The 20,139-nt window shown below is 61.8% G+C and carries 20 protein-coding genes and 1 pseudogene; 13 read left to right on the forward strand and 8 right to left on the reverse strand.

Annotated features, from left to right (window positions below; translation table 11 throughout):
- Positions 1-34 precede the first annotated feature (34 nt).
- Together TU82_RS13140 and TU82_RS13145 are read right to left on the reverse strand one after the other, a co-directional pair.
- Positions 35-238 carry a hypothetical protein gene (locus TU82_RS13140; RefSeq protein WP_057723603.1) on the reverse strand — a complete coding sequence of 68 codons (204 nt, stop codon included), beginning with the start codon at positions 236-238 and terminating at the stop codon, positions 35-37.
- Between the two features lie 187 nt (positions 239-425).
- Entirely contained in the window at positions 426-1,466 is a 1,041-nt protein-coding gene (locus TU82_RS13145) for a threonine aldolase family protein (protein WP_057723604.1), read from the reverse strand.
- Positions 1,467-1,556: 90 nt separating this feature from the next.
- Between TU82_RS13145 and TU82_RS13150 the strand changes: the two genes are divergently transcribed.
- The 8 genes from TU82_RS13150 (at position 1,557) to fdhA (ending at position 11,541) form a co-directional block, all read left to right on the forward strand.
- Positions 1,557-2,285 carry a TraX family protein gene (locus tag TU82_RS13150; protein ID WP_057723605.1) on the forward strand — a complete coding sequence of 243 codons (729 nt, stop codon included), beginning with the start codon at positions 1,557-1,559 and terminating at the stop codon, positions 2,283-2,285.
- A 236-nt stretch (positions 2,286-2,521) separates the two neighbouring features.
- Positions 2,522-3,775, forward strand: coding sequence for a serine hydroxymethyltransferase (glyA, locus tag TU82_RS13155; protein WP_057723606.1), 1,254 nt, complete (start codon positions 2,522-2,524; stop codon positions 3,773-3,775).
- 22 nt (positions 3,776-3,797) lie between these two features.
- Positions 3,798-5,048, forward strand: a complete 1,251-nt coding sequence (locus TU82_RS13160) for a sarcosine oxidase subunit beta (protein WP_057723607.1) — start codon at positions 3,798-3,800, stop codon at positions 5,046-5,048.
- A 15-nt stretch (positions 5,049-5,063) separates the two neighbouring features.
- Entirely contained in the window at positions 5,064-5,366 is a 303-nt protein-coding gene (locus TU82_RS13165) for a sarcosine oxidase subunit delta (RefSeq protein ID WP_057723608.1), read from the forward strand.
- Positions 5,363-8,380 carry a sarcosine oxidase subunit alpha gene (locus TU82_RS13170; protein ID WP_057723609.1) on the forward strand — a complete coding sequence of 1,006 codons (3,018 nt, stop codon included), beginning with the start codon at positions 5,363-5,365 and terminating at the stop codon, positions 8,378-8,380. Before TU82_RS13165 ends, TU82_RS13170 begins: the two co-directional genes overlap by 4 nt.
- 124 nt (positions 8,381-8,504) lie before the next feature.
- A complete protein-coding gene (locus TU82_RS13175) occupies positions 8,505-9,137 on the forward strand; it encodes a sarcosine oxidase subunit gamma (RefSeq protein ID WP_057723610.1) in 633 nt (210 codons plus the stop codon).
- A 158-nt stretch (positions 9,138-9,295) separates the two neighbouring features.
- Positions 9,296-10,153 carry a formyltetrahydrofolate deformylase gene (gene purU, locus TU82_RS13180; protein WP_005792124.1) on the forward strand — a complete coding sequence of 286 codons (858 nt, stop codon included), beginning with the start codon at positions 9,296-9,298 and terminating at the stop codon, positions 10,151-10,153.
- 188 nt (positions 10,154-10,341) lie between these two features.
- Positions 10,342-11,541 carry a formaldehyde dehydrogenase, glutathione-independent gene (gene fdhA / locus TU82_RS13185; protein WP_057723611.1) on the forward strand — a complete coding sequence of 400 codons (1,200 nt, stop codon included), beginning with the start codon at positions 10,342-10,344 and terminating at the stop codon, positions 11,539-11,541.
- A gap of 158 nt (positions 11,542-11,699) precedes the next feature.
- Here fdhA and TU82_RS13190 read toward each other — a convergent pair whose 3' ends face one another.
- Positions 11,700-12,158, reverse strand: a complete 459-nt coding sequence (locus tag TU82_RS13190) for an anti-sigma factor domain-containing protein (protein WP_057723612.1) — start codon at positions 12,156-12,158, stop codon at positions 11,700-11,702.
- A gap of 124 nt (positions 12,159-12,282) precedes the next feature.
- Here TU82_RS13190 and TU82_RS13195 point away from each other — a divergent pair, with 124 nt between their 5' ends.
- Positions 12,283-12,855: a DUF2780 domain-containing protein gene (locus TU82_RS13195; protein ID WP_057723613.1), complete on the forward strand. Its 573-nt coding sequence runs from the start codon at positions 12,283-12,285 to the stop codon at positions 12,853-12,855.
- Here TU82_RS13195 and TU82_RS13200 read toward each other — a convergent pair.
- Positions 12,852-13,739: a 1-acylglycerol-3-phosphate O-acyltransferase, YihG family gene (locus tag TU82_RS13200; RefSeq protein ID WP_057723614.1), complete on the reverse strand. Its 888-nt coding sequence runs from the start codon at positions 13,737-13,739 to the stop codon at positions 12,852-12,854. The two genes, TU82_RS13195 and TU82_RS13200, sit on opposite strands and share 4 nt — an antisense overlap.
- Positions 13,740-13,910: 171 nt before the next feature.
- Between TU82_RS13200 and rloA2 the strand changes: the two genes are divergently transcribed.
- Genes rloA2 through creD form a run of 4 tightly spaced genes read left to right on the forward strand, consistent with a single transcriptional unit; the run spans position 13,911 to position 17,944 of the window.
- On the forward strand, positions 13,911-14,426 hold the full coding sequence (gene rloA2 / locus TU82_RS13205; protein ID WP_082632012.1) for a retropepsin-like aspartic peptidase RloA2: 516 nt from the start codon (positions 13,911-13,913) through the stop codon (positions 14,424-14,426).
- A 9-nt stretch (positions 14,427-14,435) separates the two neighbouring features.
- Complete coding sequence (gene creB / locus TU82_RS13210; protein WP_057723616.1) at positions 14,436-15,104, forward strand: two-component system response regulator CreB; 669 nt, start codon at positions 14,436-14,438, stop codon at positions 15,102-15,104.
- Positions 15,104-16,543, forward strand: coding sequence for a two-component system sensor histidine kinase CreC (gene creC, locus TU82_RS13215; protein ID WP_057723617.1), 1,440 nt, complete (start codon positions 15,104-15,106; stop codon positions 16,541-16,543). The genes creB and creC overlap by 1 nt, the downstream gene beginning before the upstream one ends.
- A gap of 51 nt (positions 16,544-16,594) precedes the next feature.
- A complete protein-coding gene (creD, locus tag TU82_RS13220; RefSeq protein WP_057723618.1) occupies positions 16,595-17,944 on the forward strand; it encodes a cell envelope integrity protein CreD in 1,350 nt (449 codons plus the stop codon).
- A gap of 65 nt (positions 17,945-18,009) precedes the next feature.
- Here creD and TU82_RS29190 read toward each other — a convergent pair.
- The 4 genes and pseudogenes from TU82_RS29190 to TU82_RS13235 form a co-directional block, all read right to left on the reverse strand.
- Positions 18,010-18,099 (reverse strand): annotated as a pseudogene (locus tag TU82_RS29190) (outer membrane lipoprotein carrier protein LolA); the annotation flags it as partial.
- A gap of 22 nt (positions 18,100-18,121) precedes the next feature.
- On the reverse strand, positions 18,122-18,751 hold the full coding sequence (locus tag TU82_RS13230; RefSeq protein ID WP_057723620.1) for a glutathione S-transferase family protein: 630 nt from the start codon (positions 18,749-18,751) through the stop codon (positions 18,122-18,124).
- A gap of 106 nt (positions 18,752-18,857) precedes the next feature.
- Complete coding sequence (locus TU82_RS28910) at positions 18,858-19,028, reverse strand: hypothetical protein (RefSeq protein ID WP_169794962.1); 171 nt, start codon at positions 19,026-19,028, stop codon at positions 18,858-18,860.
- Positions 19,025-20,128, reverse strand: a complete 1,104-nt coding sequence (locus tag TU82_RS13235) for a PepSY-associated TM helix domain-containing protein (RefSeq protein ID WP_057723621.1) — start codon at positions 20,126-20,128, stop codon at positions 19,025-19,027. The genes TU82_RS28910 and TU82_RS13235 overlap by 4 nt, the downstream gene beginning before the upstream one ends.
- Positions 20,129-20,139 lie beyond the last annotated feature (11 nt).

Genomic DNA, 20,139 nt, shown 5'->3' on the forward strand with positions numbered 1-20,139 from the left:
TCCCACTTCGCGTGGGAACGATCAGAGTGAAGGGTTACTGGGCGTAGATATGAACGACGAAGTGCTGACCGGAGGCTGTCAGTTCATAGACTTTGTCGTAGATCCTCAGCGTCCTTGATGGCTCGCGGATGGTGTCGCCGACCTTTGCGTACTTCCTGAACTCATCCCAGTCGATAATGGTGGTGCTGGCGCTGTTGTCGCCTTGCACCAGGGTATTGACATTACTTTGATATTCCATGATTTAGCTCTCCATTGGGTGTGCAGCCGACTATTCGGCAGGCAATAAACCCGGAAGGTGGCAGATATCGCTGCGTTTTCCTTCCGGGTTCCAAGAGGCTAGACAATGAAATTCGAGTGCGCTGCTGTCAGAAATATCAAAAAACAGACTCGGCAATCGGCCAGCACCGGTCTGTCTGATTTCTACTTCAAGCGTTCATCACTTCCCTGATGTCGGCGGCCAATTCTCTTACGCGCTCTTCTTCGGTATCCCACGCACACATGAAGCGCGCGCCGCCTTTGCCGATGAAGGTATAGAAACGCCAGCCCTTGGCCGTGAGGGCTGCGATAGCCGGTTCCGAGAGTTGCAGGAACACGCCGTTGGCCTGCACCGGGAACATCAGTTCCACGCCGGGAATGTCCGCCACCAGGCTGCTGAGCAGTTGCGCGCAGTGGTTGGCGTGGCGTGCATGCTTGAGCCAGGCGTCGTTTTCCAGCAAGCCCACCCACGGCGCGGACAGGAAGCGCATCTTCGACGCGAGCTGGCCGGCCTGTTTGCAGCGGTAATCGAAGTCTTCGGCCAGCTTGTGGTTGAAGAACAGGATCGCTTCGCCCACCGCCATGCCGTTCTTGGTGCCGCCAAAGCACAGCACATCCACGCCGGCTTTCCAGGTCAGGTCGGCCGGCGAACAGCCGAGAAACGCACAGGCGTTGGAGAAGCGCGCGCCGTCCATATGCAGGTTCAGGCCCAGCTCTTTGCAGGTGGCGCTGATGGCACGGATTTCTTCCGGGGTGTAGACGCTGCCGACTTCGGTGGCCTGGGTGAGGGTGACCACGCGTGGTTTGGGGTAGTGAATGTCCTGGCGCTTGAGGGCGATCTCGCGGATCGACTCAGGGGTCAGCTTACCGTTTTCGGTGCGCGCAGTGAGCAGTTTGGAGCCGTTGGAGAAAAACTCCGGCGCGCCGCATTCGTCAGTTTCGACGTGGGCGGTTTCCGAGCAAATCACGCTATGGTAGCTCTGGCACAGCGAGGACAATGCCAGGGAGTTGGCGGCGGTACCGTTGAAGGCGAAGAACACTTCACAGTCGGTTTCGAACAGATTGCGGAAACCGTCGGCGGCGCGGTGGGTCCACTCATCATCGCCGTAGGCGCGCTGATGGCCCTGGTTGGCTTGTTCCATGGCGGCCCAGGCTTCCGGACAGATGCCGGAATAGTTGTCGCTGGCGAATTGTTGGCTCTTGTCAGTCATGGCCCATTCCTGTGGTCGATGTTGGTGCGCACTTTAACCAAGATTGGGAGGGGGGCGCACGCACTGTAAATGCAAAGTCGGTGGGGAATTATGCACGGTACTGACACCTTGCCTGTCGGACGTGTCCGAGATGGCGCTTTGGACCTGCTCAAGTGGCTGGCGCTGCTGAGCATGGTGCTCGATCACCTGCGCTACGTGGGCTTGAGCCTTGATGGCTTGTATGTGCCGGGGCGCCTGGCGTTCCCATGGTTTTGCCTGGCGATTGCGGCGAATCTGCACCGGGCTCGAAATGCCCCGGTGACCGGCCACCGGCGCTACTTGGGTTGGTTGCTGTTGTTCAGCGTGATCAGTGAAGTGCCGTATCGGATGTTCATCGAAGACGTCGACACCTTGAACGTGTTGCCGACCTTGGCGCTGGGTTTGCTGGTTGCCCGAGGATGGCAGCAGAACACGTTGGTTGATCGAGGATTGGCGCTGATCGCTGTCACAATAGCGGCCGTGTTTTCAACGCAGCTGATGTTCGGTTTCTTTGGTGTAGTGCTGCCGCTGGCGATGCTGCTGGTGTTTCGCCGGCCCTGGTATTTCAGCGTGCTGCCGGGTCTGGTCTGCGTCGCTGCCAATCAATGGCAGATTCTGCTCAACAGCGGCAGCCTGGTGGCGATGCTTGGGTTGGCGACGTGTCTGGTTGCGCCGTTGGCAGGGTTGGTCTTATTGCGACATGCCAAAAATGTTTCGCCACCGGCCATGCGCCGTTGGGCCTATGCCCTTTATCCAATGCACTTCCTCCTGCTGCTCCTCGTCCGCAAGATCATCGCCTAACCCCTGTGGGAGGGGGCTTGCCCCCGATTGCGGAGTGTCAGTCACCGCATGTACGAGATGATCCACCGCCATCGGGGGCAAGCCCCCTCCCACATTTGTTCTGTGTCTCTGAAGGAATGTCGTAAACGCACCTTTGCGTGGCGTGCGCAGGCATTTGGCCCGCACGCGCCAGCCCTACCATCGCATCAAAGGGCCCTGCGAGGGCCTCAACAATACGAAAGGCTGGGAGAGACGCGATGTTCAGCAAACAAGACCAGATTCAGGGATATGACGACGCACTGCTGGCGGCGATGAATGCCGAAGAGCAGCGTCAGGAAGATCATATTGAGCTGATCGCGTCGGAGAACTACACCAGCAAACGTGTAATGCAAGCGCAAGGCAGCGGCCTCACCAACAAATACGCCGAAGGCTACCCGGGCAAGCGCTACTACGGCGGCTGCGAGCATGTGGACAAGGTCGAAGCCCTGGCTATCGAGCGCGCCAAGCAGCTGTTCGGCGCCGATTACGCCAACGTGCAGCCGCACTCCGGTTCGTCCGCCAACAGCGCGGTGTACCTGGCGCTGATCAATGCCGGCGATACCATCCTGGGCATGAGCCTGGCTCACGGCGGTCACTTGACCCACGGCGCCAAAGTGTCGTCCTCGGGCAAGCTGTACAACGCGGTGCAGTACGGCATCAACACCGACACCGGCCTGATCGACTACGACGAAGTCGAGCGCCTGGCCGTCGAGTGCCAGCCGAAAATGATCGTGGCCGGTTTCTCTGCCTACTCCAAGACCCTGGATTTCCCGCGTTTCCGTGCCATTGCTGACAAAGTCGGCGCGCTGCTGTTCGTCGACATGGCCCACGTCGCCGGCCTGGTCGCCGCCGGCCTGTATCCGAACCCGCTGCCCTACGCCGACGTGGTCACCACCACTACCCACAAGACCCTACGCGGTCCGCGTGGCGGCCTGATCCTGGCCAAGGCCAACGAAGCCATCGAGAAAAAACTCAACGCCGCCGTATTCCCCGGTGCCCAGGGCGGCCCGCTGATGCATGTGATCGCCGGCAAGGCCGTCTGCTTCAAGGAAGCGCTAGAGCCAGGCTTCAAGGCCTACCAGCAACAGGTGATCGACAACGCCCAGGCGATGGCCGAGGTGTTCATCAAGCGCGGCTACGACGTGGTCTCCGGCGGCACCGATAACCACTTGTTTCTGGTCAGCCTGATCCGCCAGGGCCTCACCGGCAAAGACGCGGACGCCGCCCTCGGTCGCGCCCACATCACCGTCAACAAGAACGCCGTACCGAATGACCCGCAGTCGCCGTTCGTGACCTCGGGCCTGCGCATCGGCACCCCGGCGGTGACCACGCGTGGTTTCAAAGTGCCGCAGTGCGTTGAGTTGGCCGGCTGGATCTGCGACATCCTCGACAACCTCGGCGACGCCGACGTCGAGGCCAACGTGGCCAAGCACGTGTCTGCCCTGTGCGCTGATTTCCCGGTTTATCGCTGAGCGCGGTTTTGGAGTAATGACTATGCAACGCTACTCAGGCTTCGGCCTCTTCAAGCACTCCCTCAGCCATCACGAAAACTGGCAGAAGATGTGGCGCACGCCGACCCCGAAAAAGGTCTACGACGTGGTCATCGTCGGCGGCGGCGGGCATGGTCTGGCGACTGCCTACTACCTGGCTAAAGAGCACGGCATCACCAACGTGGCCGTGGTCGAGAAAGGCTGGCTGGGCGGCGGTAACACCGCGCGCAACACTACCATTGTGCGTTCCAACTACCTGTGGGACGAGTCGGCGCACCTGTATGAACACGCGATGAAACTCTGGGAAGGCCTGTCCCAGGACCTGAACTACAACGTGATGTTCTCCCAGCGTGGCGTGTACAACCTGTGCCACACCCTGCAGGACATCCGTGATTCCGAGCGTCGCGTCAGCGCCAACCGCCTCAACGGCGTGGACGGCGAACTGCTCGATGCCAAGCAGGTGGCCGACGAGATCCCGTACCTGGACTGCTCGAAAAACACCCGCTACCCGGTCCTCGGCGCCACCGTGCAACGTCGCGGCGGCGTGGCCCGTCACGATGCTGTGGCGTGGGGCTTTGCCCGCGCCGCTGACGCACTCGGCGTGGACCTGATCCAGCAGACCGAAGTGATCGGTTTCCGCAAGGAAAACGGCGTGTGCATCGGCGTGGAAACCAATAAAGGCTTTATCGGCGCCAAGCGCGTCGGCGTGGTGACCGCCGGTAACTCGGGGCACATGGCTTCGCTGGCGGGCTTTCGCCTGCCGATCGAGTCCCATCCGCTGCAAGCGTTGGTGTCGGAGCCGATCAAGCCGATTATCGACAGCGTGATCATGTCCAACGCCGTGCACGGCTACATCAGCCAGTCCGACAAGGGCGACCTGGTGATCGGCGCCGGTATCGACGGCTACAACGGCTACGGCCAGCGCGGCTCGTACCCGGTGATCGAACACACCATCCAGGCCATCGTCGAGATGTTCCCGGTGCTGTCCCGCGTGCGCATGAACCGCCAGTGGGGCGGCATCGTCGACACCACGCCGGACGCGTGCCCGATCATTTCCAAGACCCCGGTACCGAACATGTTCTTCAACTGCGGGTGGGGCACCGGTGGCTTCAAGGCCACCCCAGGCTCGGGCAACGTGTTTGCCGCGAGCCTGGCCAAGGGTGAAATGCACCCGCTGGCCGCACCTTTCTCCATCGACCGTTTCCACAACGGTGCGTTGATCGACGAACACGGCGCTGCGGCCGTCGCCCACTAACAGGAGAAATTTCCTATGTTGCATATCTTCTGTCCTCACTGTGGCGAACTGCGCTCCGAAGAGGAATTCCACGCGTCCGGCCAAGCGCACATCCCGCGCCCGCTGGACCCGAATGCCTGCACCGACGCGCAGTGGGGCGACTACATGTTCTTTCGCGACAACCCTCGTGGCCTGCATCACGAACTGTGGATTCACGCCGCCGGTTGCCGTCAGTACTTCAACGCCACCCGTGACACCGTCACCTACGAAATTCTTGAAACCTACAAGATCGGTGAGAAGCCTCAGTTCACCGCCAAGGCCTCTGGAGAGAAGGTATGAGCCAGATCAATCGCCTGTCCAACGGTGGCCGGATCGACCGCAATAAAGTCCTGACCTTCACGTTCAACGGCCAGAGCTACAAAGGCTTTGAAGGCGACACCCTGGCCGCCGCCCTGCTGGCCAACGGTGTCGACATCATCGGCCGCAGCTTCAAGTACTCGCGCCCGCGCGGCATCTTTGCTGCGGGCGCCGAAGAGCCGAACGCGGTGCTGCAGATCGGCGCCACCGAAGCCACCCAGATTCCCAACGTGCGCGCCACGCAACAGGCGTTGTATCAGGGGTTGGTCGCCACCAGCACCAACGGCTGGCCGAGCGTGAACAACGACATGATGGGCATTCTCGGCAAGGTCGGCGGCAAGCTGATGCCGCCGGGTTTCTACTACAAAACCTTCATGTACCCGCAATCGTTCTGGATGACCTACGAGAAGTACATCCGCAAGGCGGCGGGCCTTGGCCGCTCGCCGACCGAGAACGACCCGGACACCTACGACAACTTCAACCGTCATTGCGACGTGCTCGTTGTCGGCGCAGGCCCTGCCGGCCTGGCCGCGGCACTGGCGGCGGCACGCAGCGGTGCGCGGGTGATCATCGCCGATGAGCAGGAAGAGTTCGGCGGCTCGCTGCTCGATTCGCGTGAAAGCCTCGACGGCAAGCCGGCTACCGAATGGGTTGCCAGTGTGATCGCTGAATTGAAAGCCCTGCCGGACGTGGTGCTGTTGCCCCGCGCCACCGTCAACGGCTACCACGACCATAACTTCCTGACCATTCACGAGCGCCTCACCGACCACCTCGGTGACCGTGCGCCGATTGGCGTGGTGCGCCAGCGTATCCACCGTGTGCGCGCCAAGCGTGTGGTACTGGCCACCGGTGCGTGCGAGCGCCCGCTGGTGTACGGCAACAACGACGTGCCGGGCAATATGCTGGCTGGTGCGGTCTCTACTTACGTGCGCCGCTACGGCGTGGCACCGGGCAAGAAACTGGTGTTGTCGACCAACAACGACCACGCCTACCGCGTTGCGCTGGACTGGCTCGACGCCGGCCTGCAAGTGGTCGCCGTGGCCGATGTACGCCACAACCCACGTGGCGCGCTGGTTGAAGAAGCCCGCGCCAAAGGCATTCGTATCCTCACCGGCAGCGCCGTGATCGAGGCCCGTGGCACCAAGCGCGTGAGCGCCGCCCGCGTGGCTGCGATCGATGTGAAGGCACACAAAGTCACCAGCCCCGGCGAGTGGCTGGACTGCGACCTGGTGGCCAGCTCCGGCGGCTACAGCCCGGTGGTGCACCTGGCCTCGCACCTGGGCGGCAAGCCGACCTGGCGTGAAGACATCCTCGGTTTTGTGCCGGGTGAAGCACCGCAGAAACGCGTGTGCGTCGGTGGCATCAACGGCGTCTACGGCCTTGGCGATTCCCTCGCCGATGGGTTCGAAGGTGGCGTGCGCGCTGCCAGTGAAGCCGGTTTTGCGCCGGTGGAAGGTGTGCTGCCCAAAGCCCTGAGCCGCCTGGAAGAACCGACCCTGGCGCTGTTCCAGGTGCCTCACGAAAAAGCCACTGCTCGGGCGCCGAAGCAATTTGTCGACCTGCAGAACGACGTGACCGCCGCCGCTATCGAACTGGCGACCCGCGAAGGCTTCGAGTCGGTGGAGCACGTCAAACGCTACACCGCACTGGGCTTCGGCACTGACCAGGGCAAGCTGGGTAACGTCAACGGCCTGGCCATCGCCGCCCGTTCGCTGAACGTGACCATCCCGCAGATGGGCACCACCATGTTCCGCCCCAACTACACACCGGTGACTTTTGGTGCGATAGCCGGGCGTCACTGTGGGCACATCTTCGAACCGGTACGCTACACCGCGCTGCAAGCCTGGCACGTGAAGAATGGCGCCGAGTTTGAAGACGTCGGCCAGTGGAAACGCCCCTGGTATTTCCCGCGCAACGGGGAAGACCTGCATGCCGCAGTGAAACGTGAATGCCTGGCGGTGCGTGACAGTGTCGGCCTCTTGGATGCGTCGACACTCGGCAAGATCGATATCCAGGGCCCGGATGCGCGTGAGTTTCTTAACCGCATCTACAGCAACGCCTGGACCAAGCTCGACGTGGGCAAGGCGCGCTACGGCCTGATGTGCAAGGAAGACGGCATGGTCTTCGACGACGGCGTTACCGCCTGTCTGGCCGACAACCACTTCCTGATGACCACCACCACCGGCGGCGCCGCCCGCGTATTGCAGTGGCTGGAAATCTACCAGCAAACCGAATGGCCGGACCTCAAGGTGTACTTCACTTCGGTCACCGATCACTGGGCCACCATGACCCTGTCCGGTCCCAACAGTCGCAAGCTGCTGGCGGAAGTCACCGACATCGACCTGGACAAGGACGGCTTCCCGTTCATGACCTGGAAGGAAGGTTTGGTGGGCGGCGTGCCGGCGCGGGTGTTCCGTATTTCGTTTACCGGTGAGCTGTCGTACGAAGTCAACGTGCAGGCCGATTACGCCATGGGCGTGCTGGAACAGATCGTCGAAGCCGGCAAAAAGTACAACCTGACCCCGTACGGCACCGAAACCATGCACGTATTGCGGGCCGAGAAGGGCTTCATCATCGTCGGCCAGGACACCGACGGCTCGATGACCCCGGACGACCTGAACATGGGCTGGTGCGTGGGCCGTACCAAGCCGTTCTCGTGGATCGGCTGGCGCGGGATGAACCGTGAAGATTGCGTACGTGAAGAGCGCAAGCAACTGGTGGGGCTCAAACCGATTGATCCGAACGTGTGGCTGCCGGAAGGCGCGCAGTTGGTGTTCGATCCGAAGCAGACGATTCCGATGAAGATGGTCGGCCATGTCACCTCCAGCTATGCGCACAACTCCCTGGGTTATTCGTTTGCCATGGGTGTGGTGAAGGGCGGCTTGAAGCGTATCGGTGAGCGGGTGTTTTCACCGCAGGCCGATGGCAGCGTGATCGAGGCTGAGATTGTGTCTTCAGTGTTCTTTGACCCGAAAGGCGAGCGGCAGAACATCTGATAGACCGCGGCGCGCCCATCGGGGGCAAGCCCCCTCCCACAGGGGAATGCATTTCAAAATGTGGGAGGGGGCTTGCCCCCGATGAGGCCGGAACAGTCACCACAGAATTCAGAACAGGTGCTTTATGACAGCAGCCAATGTGTACCAACAACGCCCCACCACCGGCGCCAAGGCCGAGTCGTCGCTGCACCATGCCGACCTCGCCAGCCTGGTCGGCAAGGGTCGCAAGAACGCCGGCGTGACCGTGCGTGAAAAGAAACTCCTCGGCCACCTGACCATTCGTGGCGACGGCCACGATGCCGCCTTCGCCGCCGGTGTGCACAAAGCCCTGGGCATCGAACTGCCTGGCGCCCTGAGCGTGATCATCAATGGTGAAACCAGCCTGCAATGGCTTGGCCCGGACGAATGGCTGCTGATCGTGCCGAGCGGCGAAGAGTTCGCCGCCGAACAAAACCTGCGCGCGGCCCTGGGCGATCTGCATATCCAGATCGTCAACGTCAGTGGCGGCCAGCAGATCCTCGAACTCAGCGGCCCTAACGTGCGCGATGTGCTGATGAAGTCCACCAGCTACGACGTGCACCCGGACAACTTCCCGGTGGGCAAGGCGGTGGGCACGGTGTTCGCCAAGTCGCAACTGGTGATCCGCCATACCGCTGAAGACACCTGGGAACTGCTGATTCGTCGCAGCTTCTCGGATTATTGGTGGCTGTGGCTGCAGGATGCCTCGGCCGAGTTCGGCCTGAGCGTTCAAGCCTGACATGGCGCTCGCGCTGTCTCACCCCACTGTAGGAGCGAGCTTGCTCGCGAAAAACTCAAAGACGCCGCGTTCATTCAGCATGCACGCATCATCGTTGGCGTTCTTCGCGAGCAAGCTCGCTCCTACAGTAGATAGCGTTGTTTGAGGAGTTACCCGCTATGAGCCGCGCCCCTGATACATGGATTTTGACCGCCGACTGCCCCAGCGTGCTCGGCACGGTGGACGCGGTCACCCGCTATCTGTTCGAGCAGGGCTGCTACGTCACCGAACACCATTCGTTCGATGACCGCCTTTCGGGCCGGTTTTTCATTCGGGTGGAATTCCGCCAGCCCGATGGCTTTGACGAGCAAGCGTTTCGCGACGGCCTGGCCACACGCGGCGAAGCCTTTGGGATGATCTTCGAGCTGACCGCGCCGAACTACCGGCCAAAAGTGGTGATCATGGTCTCCAAGGCCGATCACTGCCTGAACGATCTGTTGTACCGCCAGCGCATCGGTCAACTGTCGATGGACGTGGTCGCCGTGGTGTCCAACCACCCCGATCTGAAACCTTTGGCCGACTGGCACCAGATTCCCTACTACCATTTCCCCCTGGACCCCAACGACAAACCGTCCCAGGAACGTCAGGTGTGGCAAGTGGTGGAAGACACCGGCGCCGAGCTGGTGATTCTTGCGCGCTACATGCAAGTGCTATCGCCGGAGCTGTGCCGCAAGCTGGACGGCAAGGCCATCAATATTCATCACTCGTTGCTGCCGGGGTTCAAGGGCGCCAAGCCGTATCACCAGGCGTACAACAAGGGCGTGAAACTGGTCGGCGCCACGGCGCATTACATCAACAACGATCTGGATGAAGGACCGATTATCGCCCAGGGTGTGGAGGTGGTGGACCACAGCCATTATCCCGAGGATCTGATTGCCAAGGGGCGGGATATTGAAGGGCTGACACTGGCGCGGGCGGTGGGGTATCACATTGAGCGGCGGGTGTTTTTGAACGCCAATCGGACGGTGGTGCTCTGACTGGCGCCAATCGGGGGCAAGCCCCCTCCCACATTTTGACCTGTGAACCCAATCAAGTGTGGGAGGGGGCTTGCCCCCGATGAGGCCCTCACCAGCAACACAAGAAACAGCATCTGTACCCGAGCACTTAACGCGCTGCCCATCCAAGCGGCAACGCAGTTCCATAAAAACAACAGCGAGGTGAAAGCATGTCTGGTAATCGTGGTGTCGTGTATCTCGGCAACGGCAAGGTCGAAGTACAGAAAATCGACTATCCCAAAATGCAGGACCCGCGTGGCAGGAAGATCGAGCATGGCGTCATCCTGCGCGTGGTTTCCACCAACATCTGTGGCTCTGACCAACACATGGTGCGCGGCCGCACCACCGCCCAGACCGGCCTGGTGCTGGGGCATGAAATTACCGGCGAAGTGATCGAGAAGGGCAGCGACGTCGAAAACCTGAAGATCGGCGATCTGGTGTCGGTGCCCTTCAACGTGGCGTGCGGCCGTTGCCGCTCCTGCAAGGAAATGCACACCGGCGTGTGCTTGAGTGTCAATCCGGCGCGCCCGGGCGGTGCCTACGGTTATGTCGACATGGGCGACTGGACCGGCGGCCAGGCTGAATATGCGCTGGTGCCTTACGCCGACTTCAACCTGCTGAAACTGCCGGACCGCGACAAGGCCATGGAGAAAATCCGTGACCTGACCTGCCTCTCCGACATCCTGCCCACCGGCTACCACGGTGCCGTCACGGCCGGCGTTGGCCCTGGCAGCACGGTCTACATCGCCGGTGCCGGCCCGGTCGGCCTCGCCGCTGCCGCGTCAGCGCGTCTATTGGGCGCTGCGGTGGTGATTATCGGCGACGTCAACCCGATCCGCCTGGCCCACGCCAAGGCCCAGGGTTTCGAGATCGCCGACCTGTCCACCGACACGCCATTGCACGAACAGATCGCCGCGCTGCTCGGCGAGCCGGAAGTGGACTGCGCCGTTGACGCCGTCGGCTTTGAAGCACGCGGCCACGGCCACGATGGCGTCAAGGCCGAAGCCCCGGCCACCGTGCTCAACTCGCTGATGGGCGTGGTGCGCGTAGCGGGCAAGATCGGTATTCCGGGCCTGTACGTTACCGAAGACCCAGGTGCCGTCGATGCCGCCGCAAAAATGGGCAGCCTGAGCATTCGCTTTGGTCTGGGCTGGGCCAAATCCCACAGCTTCCACACCGGGCAAACGCCGGTGATGAAGTACAACCGCCAGCTGATGCAGGCGATCATGTGGGACCGGATCAACATTGCCGAAATCGTCGGTGTGCAGGTGATCAGCCTGGATGACGCGCCGCGCGGGTACGGCGAGTTCGATGCGGGTGTGCCGAAGAAGTTTGTGATTGATCCGCACAAGATGTTCAGTGCGGCGTAAAGCGTTGGGCAAATGAAAAGGGCGACCCATGGGTCGCCCTTTTCAATGTGGGAGGGGGCTTGCTTCCGATGGCGGTGGCTCAGTCAGTAAAGTTGTGACTGAACTACAGCTATCGGGGGCAAGCCCCCTCCCACATTGGGTTTGTGGTGTCTGGGAGATCAGCGGGTGGCCAGTGCGCCCTGGTAGACGGTCGGGCCAGTGGGTTGTTTGCTGATGGAGCCACCCTTGGTCTCCGAACTCACCATCAACTCAACAGGCTTGCTGATGGTTTCCTGCTGGCGCGGGTTCAGGCCGATGATGCCCTTGCCGTCTTCCGGCAACAGGCCCAGGGACACGGGCGTGCCGTCCTTGGGGATCGCCCACAGCTCCAGGCTCTGGTCCGGCGCCGGTGCGGTGGCGGCAATCGGCTGCACTTCCAGGTAATCCTTATGCGCCATGATTTGCGCGGCCGGCTGCTGGGTCGTGGTCACCAACGTCGCCGCGGACTTGACGCTGTCGTGGGTGTAGAGCGCGCCACCGATACCGGCAACCACCACGGCGCAGGCGCCGATGAACAGGCGAGGGCGGCTCCAGAACGCAGGCTTGTGCTCAATCGCTTGGGGGTGGATCGCAGTCATAAGTCTCTTCCTGACAAATTTTGTAGTCAGTTCATGGACCCGCGTATCCCCAATGGGTTCCGGAACAACCGACGGGATACCCAGTCCAACGCCTGCTTTGCACCTATCTCCTGAGGTTGTCTTGATGAAGATTTCACGCGGTTTTGCCCTTTCCTGCCTGTTGAGCCTGGCCGCCGGCCCGGTGTTCGCCGCGGGTTTCAGCCTTGGCGATGCAGCCAATGCCATTTCCGGCATGCAGGGTGGCAACAACAAAGCCGCCGCCGCCGCGCCCACCTCGGAAACGGCCGACCTGCTGACGGCCCTGACCTCACAACTCAATATCACCCCCGAGCAAGCCGTCGGCGGCACTGGCGCCATGCTGGGCCTGGCAAAGAACAAACTGAGCGGCGAGGACTTTTCGCAGCTGGGCAATAGCGTGCCAGGCCTGGATAAACTGTCGGGCAATAACGCATTGAGCAGCCTTGGCGCCCTGAGCGGGATGCTTGGCCAGAACGGCGGCAGCAAGACCAGCGGCCTGGACGGCCTGCTGGGTAACGTGAAAAACACCAATGACTTGAACACCGCGTTCAGTGCCCTGGGCATGGACAGCGGCATGATCGGCCAGTTTGCCCCGGTGATCCTGCAATACCTGGGCGGGCAGGGCGCCGACGGTTCAGTACTGAGCAAGCTGGCCCAGGCCTGGGGCACCGGCAGCTAAGACGGCTGCGCGCCCAAGTGTTCAATGCGCGCATCTTTCTCCTTCCAGAGCTGGTTGACCCAGTTCTGGACGGTCTGGCGAAACGCCGGATCGTTCTCGTAATCCCCCTGCCACAACGCCGGGTCCAATTCACGGGTGCGGATATCCACGATCACTTTCGGCACCGCGCCGCTGATTAAATCCCAGAAGCCTGGAATCCTGTGTTGCGGGTAGACCACGGTCACGTCGAGGATGGCGTCCAACTGCTCGCCCATCGCCGCCAACACAAAGGCCACGCCACCTGCTTTCGGTTTAAGCAGCCGGTTGAACGGTGAACCTTGCTGTGTACGTTTGGCCTCGCTGAACCGCGTGCCTTCCAGGTAATTGACCACCGTCACCGGCTGGCGCTTGAACAGCTCGCAGGCCTCTTTGGTGATCTTCAGGTCCTGCCCGGCCAGCTCCGGGTGTTTGGCCAGAAACGCTTTGGTGTAGCGCTTCATGAACGGGTAATCCAGCGCCCACCAGGCCAGGCCGAGGAACGGCACCCAGATCAACTCTTTTTTCAGGAAGAATTTGAAGAATGGCGTACGCCGGTTCAGCGCCTGGATCAATGCGGGGATATCCACCCAGGACTGGTGGTTGCTGATGACCAGGTAAGAGGTGTCACCGCGCAGGTCCTCACCGCCGCGAATATCCCATTGAGTTGGAATACACACGGAAAAAATCAGCTTGTCGATCTCGGCCCAGGTCTCGGCGATCCACATCACCGCCCAGGACGCATAGTCACGCGAGCGGCCCGGTGCGACCAGCTTGAGCAGGGCGAACACCATCAAGGGACCGATCAGGATCAGCGTGTTGAGTAACAGCAGCAGTGTGACCAGACAGCCGGTGAGCAGGCGGCGCATAAATAACTCTTGGAATCTTGTGGGCGGGCCATCATAAGCAAGCTGAGTCCAGAGGCCAAATCGCAGGTTGCCGTACGAATGTTTCACAATGTGCCAGTTATGCTCGCTCGTCCAACTAAGTACGGTGTATGCGGTCTAGAATCCGTCCACTTCTTTCGAGGAAATCATGCCGTGAAATTGCTCCTTGCTGCGTTCGCCCTAGTTCTTCCCGTTGTGGCCGCTGTGCCTGCCATGGCTGCCGAACCGACCCTCTACGGCCGCTACGAATACATCCAGTTGCCGGAAATCGGCCAGACCTTCAAGGCCAAGATGGACACCGGCGCGCTGACCGCCTCGCTGTCGGCCCGTGACATCGAGACTTTCACCCGTGACGGCGACGACTGGGTGCGCTTTCGTCTGGGCGGCAAGGACGCCGACAACAAAGTCTACGAACACAAGGTGTCACGCATCAGCAAGATCAAGAGCCGCGCCGACGAAGATGACGACAAGGACGAAGCCAGCGTGGCCAAGCGCCCGGTGATCGATCTGGAGATGTGCCTGGGCGATGTCAAGCGTACCGTGGAGGTCAACCTCACCGACCGCAGCAGCTTCAACTACCCGCTGCTGATCGGCGCCAAAGCCCTGCGTGAATTCGGTGCAGCGGTAAACCCGGCGCGTCGCTACACTGCCGACAAACCGGACTGCTGACAGACCCCCATGGCGCATATCCTGATTGTCGAAGACGAAGCGGCAATAGCCGACACGCTGATATTCGCCCTGCAAGGCGAGGGCTTTACCACCACCTGGCTGACGCTCGGCCAGGCGGCGCTGGAGCATCAGCGCCAGACCCCGGCCGACCTGATCATCCTCGACATCGGCCTGCCCGATATCAGCGGCTTTGAAACCTGCAAGCAATTGCGCCGGTTCAGCGAAGTGCCGGTGATGTTCCTCAGTGCTCGCAATGGCGAGATCGACCGCGTGGTAGGGCTGGAAATCGGCGCCGACGATTATGTGGTCAAGCCGTTCAGCCCGCGTGAAGTGGCGGCCAGGGTGCGGGCGATTCTCAAGCGTGTCGGGCCGGGTGCGGCGCCTGCTGTGTTCCAGGTGGACCTGGAGCGCATGCTGATCCACTATCGCGGCCAGCCGCTCTGCCTGACGCGTCACGAATTGCGCCTGCTGCAAAGCCTGCTGGAGCAACCCGAACGGGTGTTCAGCCGCGAGCAATTGCTGGACGCGGTGGGCGTACCGGCCGACGCCGGTTACGCGCGCAATATCGACAGCCATATCAAAAGCCTGCGCAGCAAACTGCGTAGCGTGAAGGCGGACGCCGAGCCGATCCAGACCCATCGCGGCCTCGGCTACAGCTACAGCCCGAGCCACAGCTGATGCGCCTGGGGCTGCGGATTTTCCTGGTGTACGCGTTGTTCATCGGCCTGACCGGCTACTTCGTGCTCAACACGGTGATGAAGGAAATTCGCCCTGGCGTGCGCCAGTCCACCGAAGAAACCCTGGTGGACACCGCCAACCTGCTCGCCGAAATCCTGCGCAATGATGTGAAGCACGGCACCCTCGGCCAGAGCCATTGGCCACAGCTGCTCAAGGCTTACGGCAATCGCCAGCCCGGCGCGGTGATCTGGGGCCTGCCGAAAAACCAGGTCAACCACCGCATCTATGTGACCGACGCCAACGGCACGGTTCTGCTCGACTCCAGCGGTGAAGCGGTGGGCCAGGACTATTCGAAATGGAACGACGTGTACCTTACCCTGCGCGGCGAGTACGGCGCGCGCTCCAGCCGCAGCGCGCCGGATGACCCCGCTTCGTCGGTGATGCACGTGGGCGCGCCGATTCGTGACGAGGGCCGGATTATCGGCGTGGTCACCGTGGCCAAGCCCAACAGCTCGTTGCAGCCCTACGTCGACCGCACCGAGCGCCGCCTGCTGTGGTATGGCGCCGGCCTGGTGATTCTCGGCCTGTTGCTCGGCGCATTGTTGTCGTGGTGGCTGAGCAATGCGCTGCGGCGGTTGACGGCCTATGCCGAGGCCGTCAGCGAAGGCCGTCGCGCCGAGTTGCCCCATTACCGGGGCGGCGAGCTCAAGCAGTTGTCCACCGCTGTCGAGCACATGCGCACACAGTTGGAGGGCAAGGCCTATGTCGAACATTACGTGCACACCCTGACCCACGAATTGAAAAGCCCGTTGGCGGCGATTCGTGGCGCGGCGGAGTTGTTGCAGGGCGATATGAGCCGTGAGCAGCAGCAGCGCTTTGTCGGCAATATCGACAGCGAAAGCGCGCGCCTTCAGCAGTTGATCGAGCGGTTGCTGAACCTGGCGCAGGTGGAGCAACGCCAGGGCCTGCAAGCGCAGTCGAGCATACCGTTGGCGGCCTTGGTCGAGGATGTTCTCAGTGCCCAGTGTGCCCGGATCGAAGGCGTCGGTTTGCAGGTCGAGCAGGCGATTGCCGCCGATGTGCAGGTGTTTGGCGAGCCGTTCCTGCTGCGCCAGGCCTTGGGCAACCTGCTGGACAATGCCCTGGATTTCACCCCGCCCGGAGGTGCGCTGCGGTTCAGCGCGCTGGTGCGGCACAACGACGTTCACGTCAGCCTGTTCAACCAGGCCGAGCCGATCCCCGACTACGCCTTGCCGCGCCTGAGCGAGCGTTTCTATTCGCTGCCACGCCCGGCGAGCGGGCGCAAAAGCACCGGTCTGGGCCTGAACTTTGTCGAAGAGGTGATGAAATTGCACGGCGGCGCGTTGCAGGTCGGCAACGTAGCCGGTGGCGTGCAAGCGGTGCTGCATCTCCACACAGTCTCCACATTGCCCACATAAAACCCCCACACAGGCTGCCCAGACTCTCCCCATCAAAACAGGGAGAGACCCATGAACCGCAGCCTGCTTTTCAAACTTGGCGCGATTGCGCTGCTGATCCTGCTGTTGCTGATTCCATTGCTGATGATCAACGGCGTCATCAGTGACCGTCAGCAACTGCGCGACGGCGTACTGATGGACATTGCCCGCAGTTCCAGCTTCGCCCAGCGCCTCACCGGGCCGGTGCTGGTGGTGCCTTATCGCAAAACGGTGCGCGAGTGGAAGCTCAATGAAAAGCTCAACAAACGCTACGAAGAGACCCGTGAAGAGCGCGGCCGCCTGTATTTTCTGCCGGAGCGTTTTGAACTCGACGGCCAGGTGCAAACCGAACTGCGCGCTCGGGGCATTTACCAGGCGCGACTGTTCCATGCCGACAACCGCATCAGCGGGCGTTTCGAGTTGCCCGCGCAACTGGGCATCACGGAAAACTTCGCCGATTACCGCTTCGAGCCGGCATTTCTGGCGGTGGGTATCAGCGATATTCGCGGCATCGAAAACGCGCTGAAGCTGGAGCTGGGCGAACAACGCCTGGAATTTTCGCCGGGCTCTCAAGTTGATTGGTTGGGGGAAGGCGTGCATGTGCTGCTGCCGGAGCAGGACAGCAAAAAGCCTGCTGCCGTGGATTTCGCCTTCGACCTGCGCCTGCAGGGCACTGAACAACTGCAGGTGGTGCCGGTGGGCAAGACCAGCCAGGTGTCCCTAGCCTCCAACTGGCCGCACCCGAGTTTTATCGGCAACTTCCTGCCGACACAGCGGGCGGTCAGCGACAGGGGGTTCACTGCCAAGTGGCAGACCTCGTTTTTTGCCACCAACCTCGAACAGGCCCTGCAAACCTGCCTGGACCGTCAAGGCTGTGAGGATTTCAACAACCGCAGCTTCGGTGTGAACTTCATCGACCCGGTGGACCAGTACCTCAAGAGCGACCGCGCGATCAAATACGCGCTGCTGTTCATCGCCCTGACCTTTGCCGGCTTCTTCCTGTTCGAAGTGCTCAAGAGCCTGGCGGTGCACCCGATTCAGTACGCATTGGTGGGTGTTGCACTGGCGTTCTTCTACCTGCTGCTGCTGTCGTTGTCCGAGCATTTGGGGTTTGCCCTGGCTTACCTGATATCGGCCAGTGCCTGCGTGGTGCTGATTGGTTTCTACGTGTGCCATGTGCTGCGCAGCGTGGCCCACGGCCTGGGCTTTTCGGCGGGGCTGGCGGCGTTGTATGGCTTGTTGTACGGGTTGCTGAGTGCCGAGGACTACGCGTTGCTGATGGGCTCGCTGTTGCTGTTCGGCCTGCTGGGCACGGTGATGGTGCTGACGCGCAAGCTGGATTGGTATGGGGTGGGCAAGCGCAAGGTGGAGGAGGGGCAATGATCGGGCTGCGCGAAGACCAGCAAATGAAGGTCAGGATGGTCACCTTCCTCATCAACGCCACCGTCCACTGTAGGAGCGAGCTTGCTCGCGAAAAATGCAAGGACGCCGCGTTTAAGCAAGTGCCCCGCGTTATCGTTGACGATTTTCGCGAGCAAGCTCGCTCCTACAGGGGGGTCGTTAAATCGGCGGCTGGGTCTGCTGCATCGAAGGCCGCTGGCTGACCTCGGCGTACCAGGCGGCAAGCTCGGGATTGTCGATGCGCCATGGCAGGTCCGGGTGGCGAAAGTCGAGGTAGCCCAGGGCGCAGGCCACGCTGATGGCGGCGATGTCGAAGTGGCTGGTCAGTTCGGCGATGGCGTGCTGTTCCAGCTCGGCCAGTGCACGGCGCATCTTGTTGCGCTGCTCGTCCAGCCACTGGTCCCAGTGTTTCTCCACCGGGCGCATGGCGGTTTCGTAGCGCACCAGCACGGCGGCGTCCATGATGCCGTCGGCCATCGAAGCCAGGGTCAGGCGGCGCCAGCGGGCCGAGCCGTCGCGGGGGATCAGCGGGTTGCCGACGTGCTGGTGGTCGAAGTAATCGAGGATCACCCGGCTGTCGTGCAGCACCGAACCGTCGGCCAGGCGCAGGGCCGGGATCTTGCCGACCGGGTTGCCTTGCACCACCTCGGCGTCCGGGTTGACCGGGGTGGGCATGCACGCGTGCAGGGCCACACGGTCCTGCTGGCCGGTCTCGATCAACAGCACGCGGACTTTGCGTACGAAGGGCGAAGCGGGGTTGTGGAACAAGGTCATGCTGGGGGCGGACATGGGCATTCCTCTGTAGGAGCGAGCTTGCTCGCGAATGACGCCAACGATAACGCAGCTCACCTGGTTTAACGCGGTGCTCTCAGGTTTTTCGCGAGCAAGCTCGCTCCTACAGTAGTTTGTAGACGGCGATGGCCGCCGGTAGGCCCAACCCCACCCAACTCAACGAATCCCACCACCCATCCCCCAGCAACGCCGCAAACAACCCGGCGGCGCTGAGCAGGCCGATCCCCAGCGGAATGCCGAACACCTTCCAGAAACTCGACTGCCGCGGCTTCATGCCTTGCCCGCCTTGCGCCGCACGATCCACAAGTAAATTCCGCTGACCAGTACGACGATGGTCAGCACATCCAGCACCGCCCACAGGATCTTCATCGGCATGCCGCCGTAGTCACCGAAGTGCAGCGGCTGGGACATGCCCATGGCGTCCATGTACCACGGCCGTTCGGCGATGGCGGTGACGGCCAGGGTGCCGGCGTCGATCAATACCGGTGTGAGCAGATGGGACGTGAGGTGGGTACTGCCTTTCATGAACACGGCATAGTGATGCTCGCTGGAGAAGCGTGTGCCGGGGAAGGCGATAAAGTCCGGTTGCATGCCGGGCGCGACGCTGGCGGCGATGCTCAGCAAATCGCTTGCCGGCGCGCGCTGGGTCAGCGGCGGGGCATTTTTGTAGGGTTCGATCAGGGCGCTGAGGCTGTCCTGGCGCCAGGCGGCAATGATCAGGTCGGCACAGGCGCTGATCACACCGGTCACGCCCACCACCAGTGCCCAGGTCAGGGTGACCACGCCGATCAGGTTGTGCAGGTCGAGCCAGCGCAGGCGGGTGGATTTGTCCTGGCGCACGGTGGCGAACGTCAAGCGGCGCATGAACGGCAGGTACAGCACCGTGCCCGAGACAAGCGCCAGCACGAACAGCACGCCCATGAACGCGAGCAACAGCTTGCCGGGCAGTCCGGCGAACATGTCCACATGCAGGCGCAACAGGAACAGGGTAAGCCCGCCGTTGGCTGACGGCATCTCCACGGTTTCGCCGGTACGCGCATCGAGCATGAAGGTATGCGACGCATTCGGCTCGGTACCGGCCGTGGCGGCCATGATCGCGATCACACCGTTCTTGTCGTCCTCATCCCAGGCCAGGTACTGCATGGCCTCGCCGGGGCGATGGGCCTGCGCTTTGGCCACCAGCTGCTCCAGGTTGAGCTGCGGCGTATCGGCGGGCATCTGCGTGAGCTCGGGTTCGTTGCCCAGCAGATGATCGATCTCATGGTGGAACACCAGCGGCAGGCCGGTGAGGGCGAGCAGCAGTAGAAATACGGTGCAGATCAGGCTGGTCCAGGTGTGGATGAAGGACCAGCGGCGGATGGTTTTGCTTTTCATTTTCTCGCCTT

This window comes from Pseudomonas orientalis (genome assembly GCF_001439815.1).
Taxonomy (GTDB): Bacteria; Pseudomonadota; Gammaproteobacteria; order Pseudomonadales; family Pseudomonadaceae; genus Aquipseudomonas; species Aquipseudomonas orientalis.

Excerpts from the sequence above, each read along its gene's own strand:
- TU82_RS13140 (WP_057723603.1), bottom strand. The coding sequence starts at position 238 with ATGGAATATCAAAGTAATGTCAATACCCTGGTGCAAGGCGACAACAGC.
- TU82_RS13145 (WP_057723604.1), bottom strand. The coding sequence starts at position 1,466 with ATGACTGACAAGAGCCAACAATTCGCCAGCGACAACTATTCCGGCATC.
- TU82_RS13150 (WP_057723605.1), top strand. The coding sequence starts at position 1,557 with ATGCACGGTACTGACACCTTGCCTGTCGGACGTGTCCGAGATGGCGCT.
- glyA (WP_057723606.1), top strand. The coding sequence starts at position 2,522 with ATGTTCAGCAAACAAGACCAGATTCAGGGATATGACGACGCACTGCTG.
- TU82_RS13160 (WP_057723607.1), top strand. The coding sequence starts at position 3,798 with ATGCAACGCTACTCAGGCTTCGGCCTCTTCAAGCACTCCCTCAGCCAT.
- TU82_RS13165 (WP_057723608.1), top strand. The coding sequence starts at position 5,064 with ATGTTGCATATCTTCTGTCCTCACTGTGGCGAACTGCGCTCCGAAGAG.
- TU82_RS13170 (WP_057723609.1), top strand. The coding sequence starts at position 5,363 with ATGAGCCAGATCAATCGCCTGTCCAACGGTGGCCGGATCGACCGCAAT.
- TU82_RS13175 (WP_057723610.1), top strand. The coding sequence starts at position 8,505 with ATGACAGCAGCCAATGTGTACCAACAACGCCCCACCACCGGCGCCAAG.
- purU (WP_005792124.1), top strand. The coding sequence starts at position 9,296 with ATGAGCCGCGCCCCTGATACATGGATTTTGACCGCCGACTGCCCCAGC.
- fdhA (WP_057723611.1), top strand. The coding sequence starts at position 10,342 with ATGTCTGGTAATCGTGGTGTCGTGTATCTCGGCAACGGCAAGGTCGAA.
- TU82_RS13190 (WP_057723612.1), bottom strand. The coding sequence starts at position 12,158 with ATGACTGCGATCCACCCCCAAGCGATTGAGCACAAGCCTGCGTTCTGG.
- TU82_RS13195 (WP_057723613.1), top strand. The coding sequence starts at position 12,283 with ATGAAGATTTCACGCGGTTTTGCCCTTTCCTGCCTGTTGAGCCTGGCC.
- TU82_RS13200 (WP_057723614.1), bottom strand. The coding sequence starts at position 13,739 with ATGCGCCGCCTGCTCACCGGCTGTCTGGTCACACTGCTGCTGTTACTC.
- creB (WP_057723616.1), top strand. The coding sequence starts at position 14,436 with ATGGCGCATATCCTGATTGTCGAAGACGAAGCGGCAATAGCCGACACG.
- creC (WP_057723617.1), top strand. The coding sequence starts at position 15,104 with ATGCGCCTGGGGCTGCGGATTTTCCTGGTGTACGCGTTGTTCATCGGC.
- creD (WP_057723618.1), top strand. The coding sequence starts at position 16,595 with ATGAACCGCAGCCTGCTTTTCAAACTTGGCGCGATTGCGCTGCTGATC.
- TU82_RS13230 (WP_057723620.1), bottom strand. The coding sequence starts at position 18,751 with ATGTCCGCCCCCAGCATGACCTTGTTCCACAACCCCGCTTCGCCCTTC.
- TU82_RS28910 (WP_169794962.1), bottom strand. The coding sequence starts at position 19,028 with ATGAAGCCGCGGCAGTCGAGTTTCTGGAAGGTGTTCGGCATTCCGCTG.
- TU82_RS13235 (WP_057723621.1), bottom strand. The coding sequence starts at position 20,128 with ATGAAAAGCAAAACCATCCGCCGCTGGTCCTTCATCCACACCTGGACC.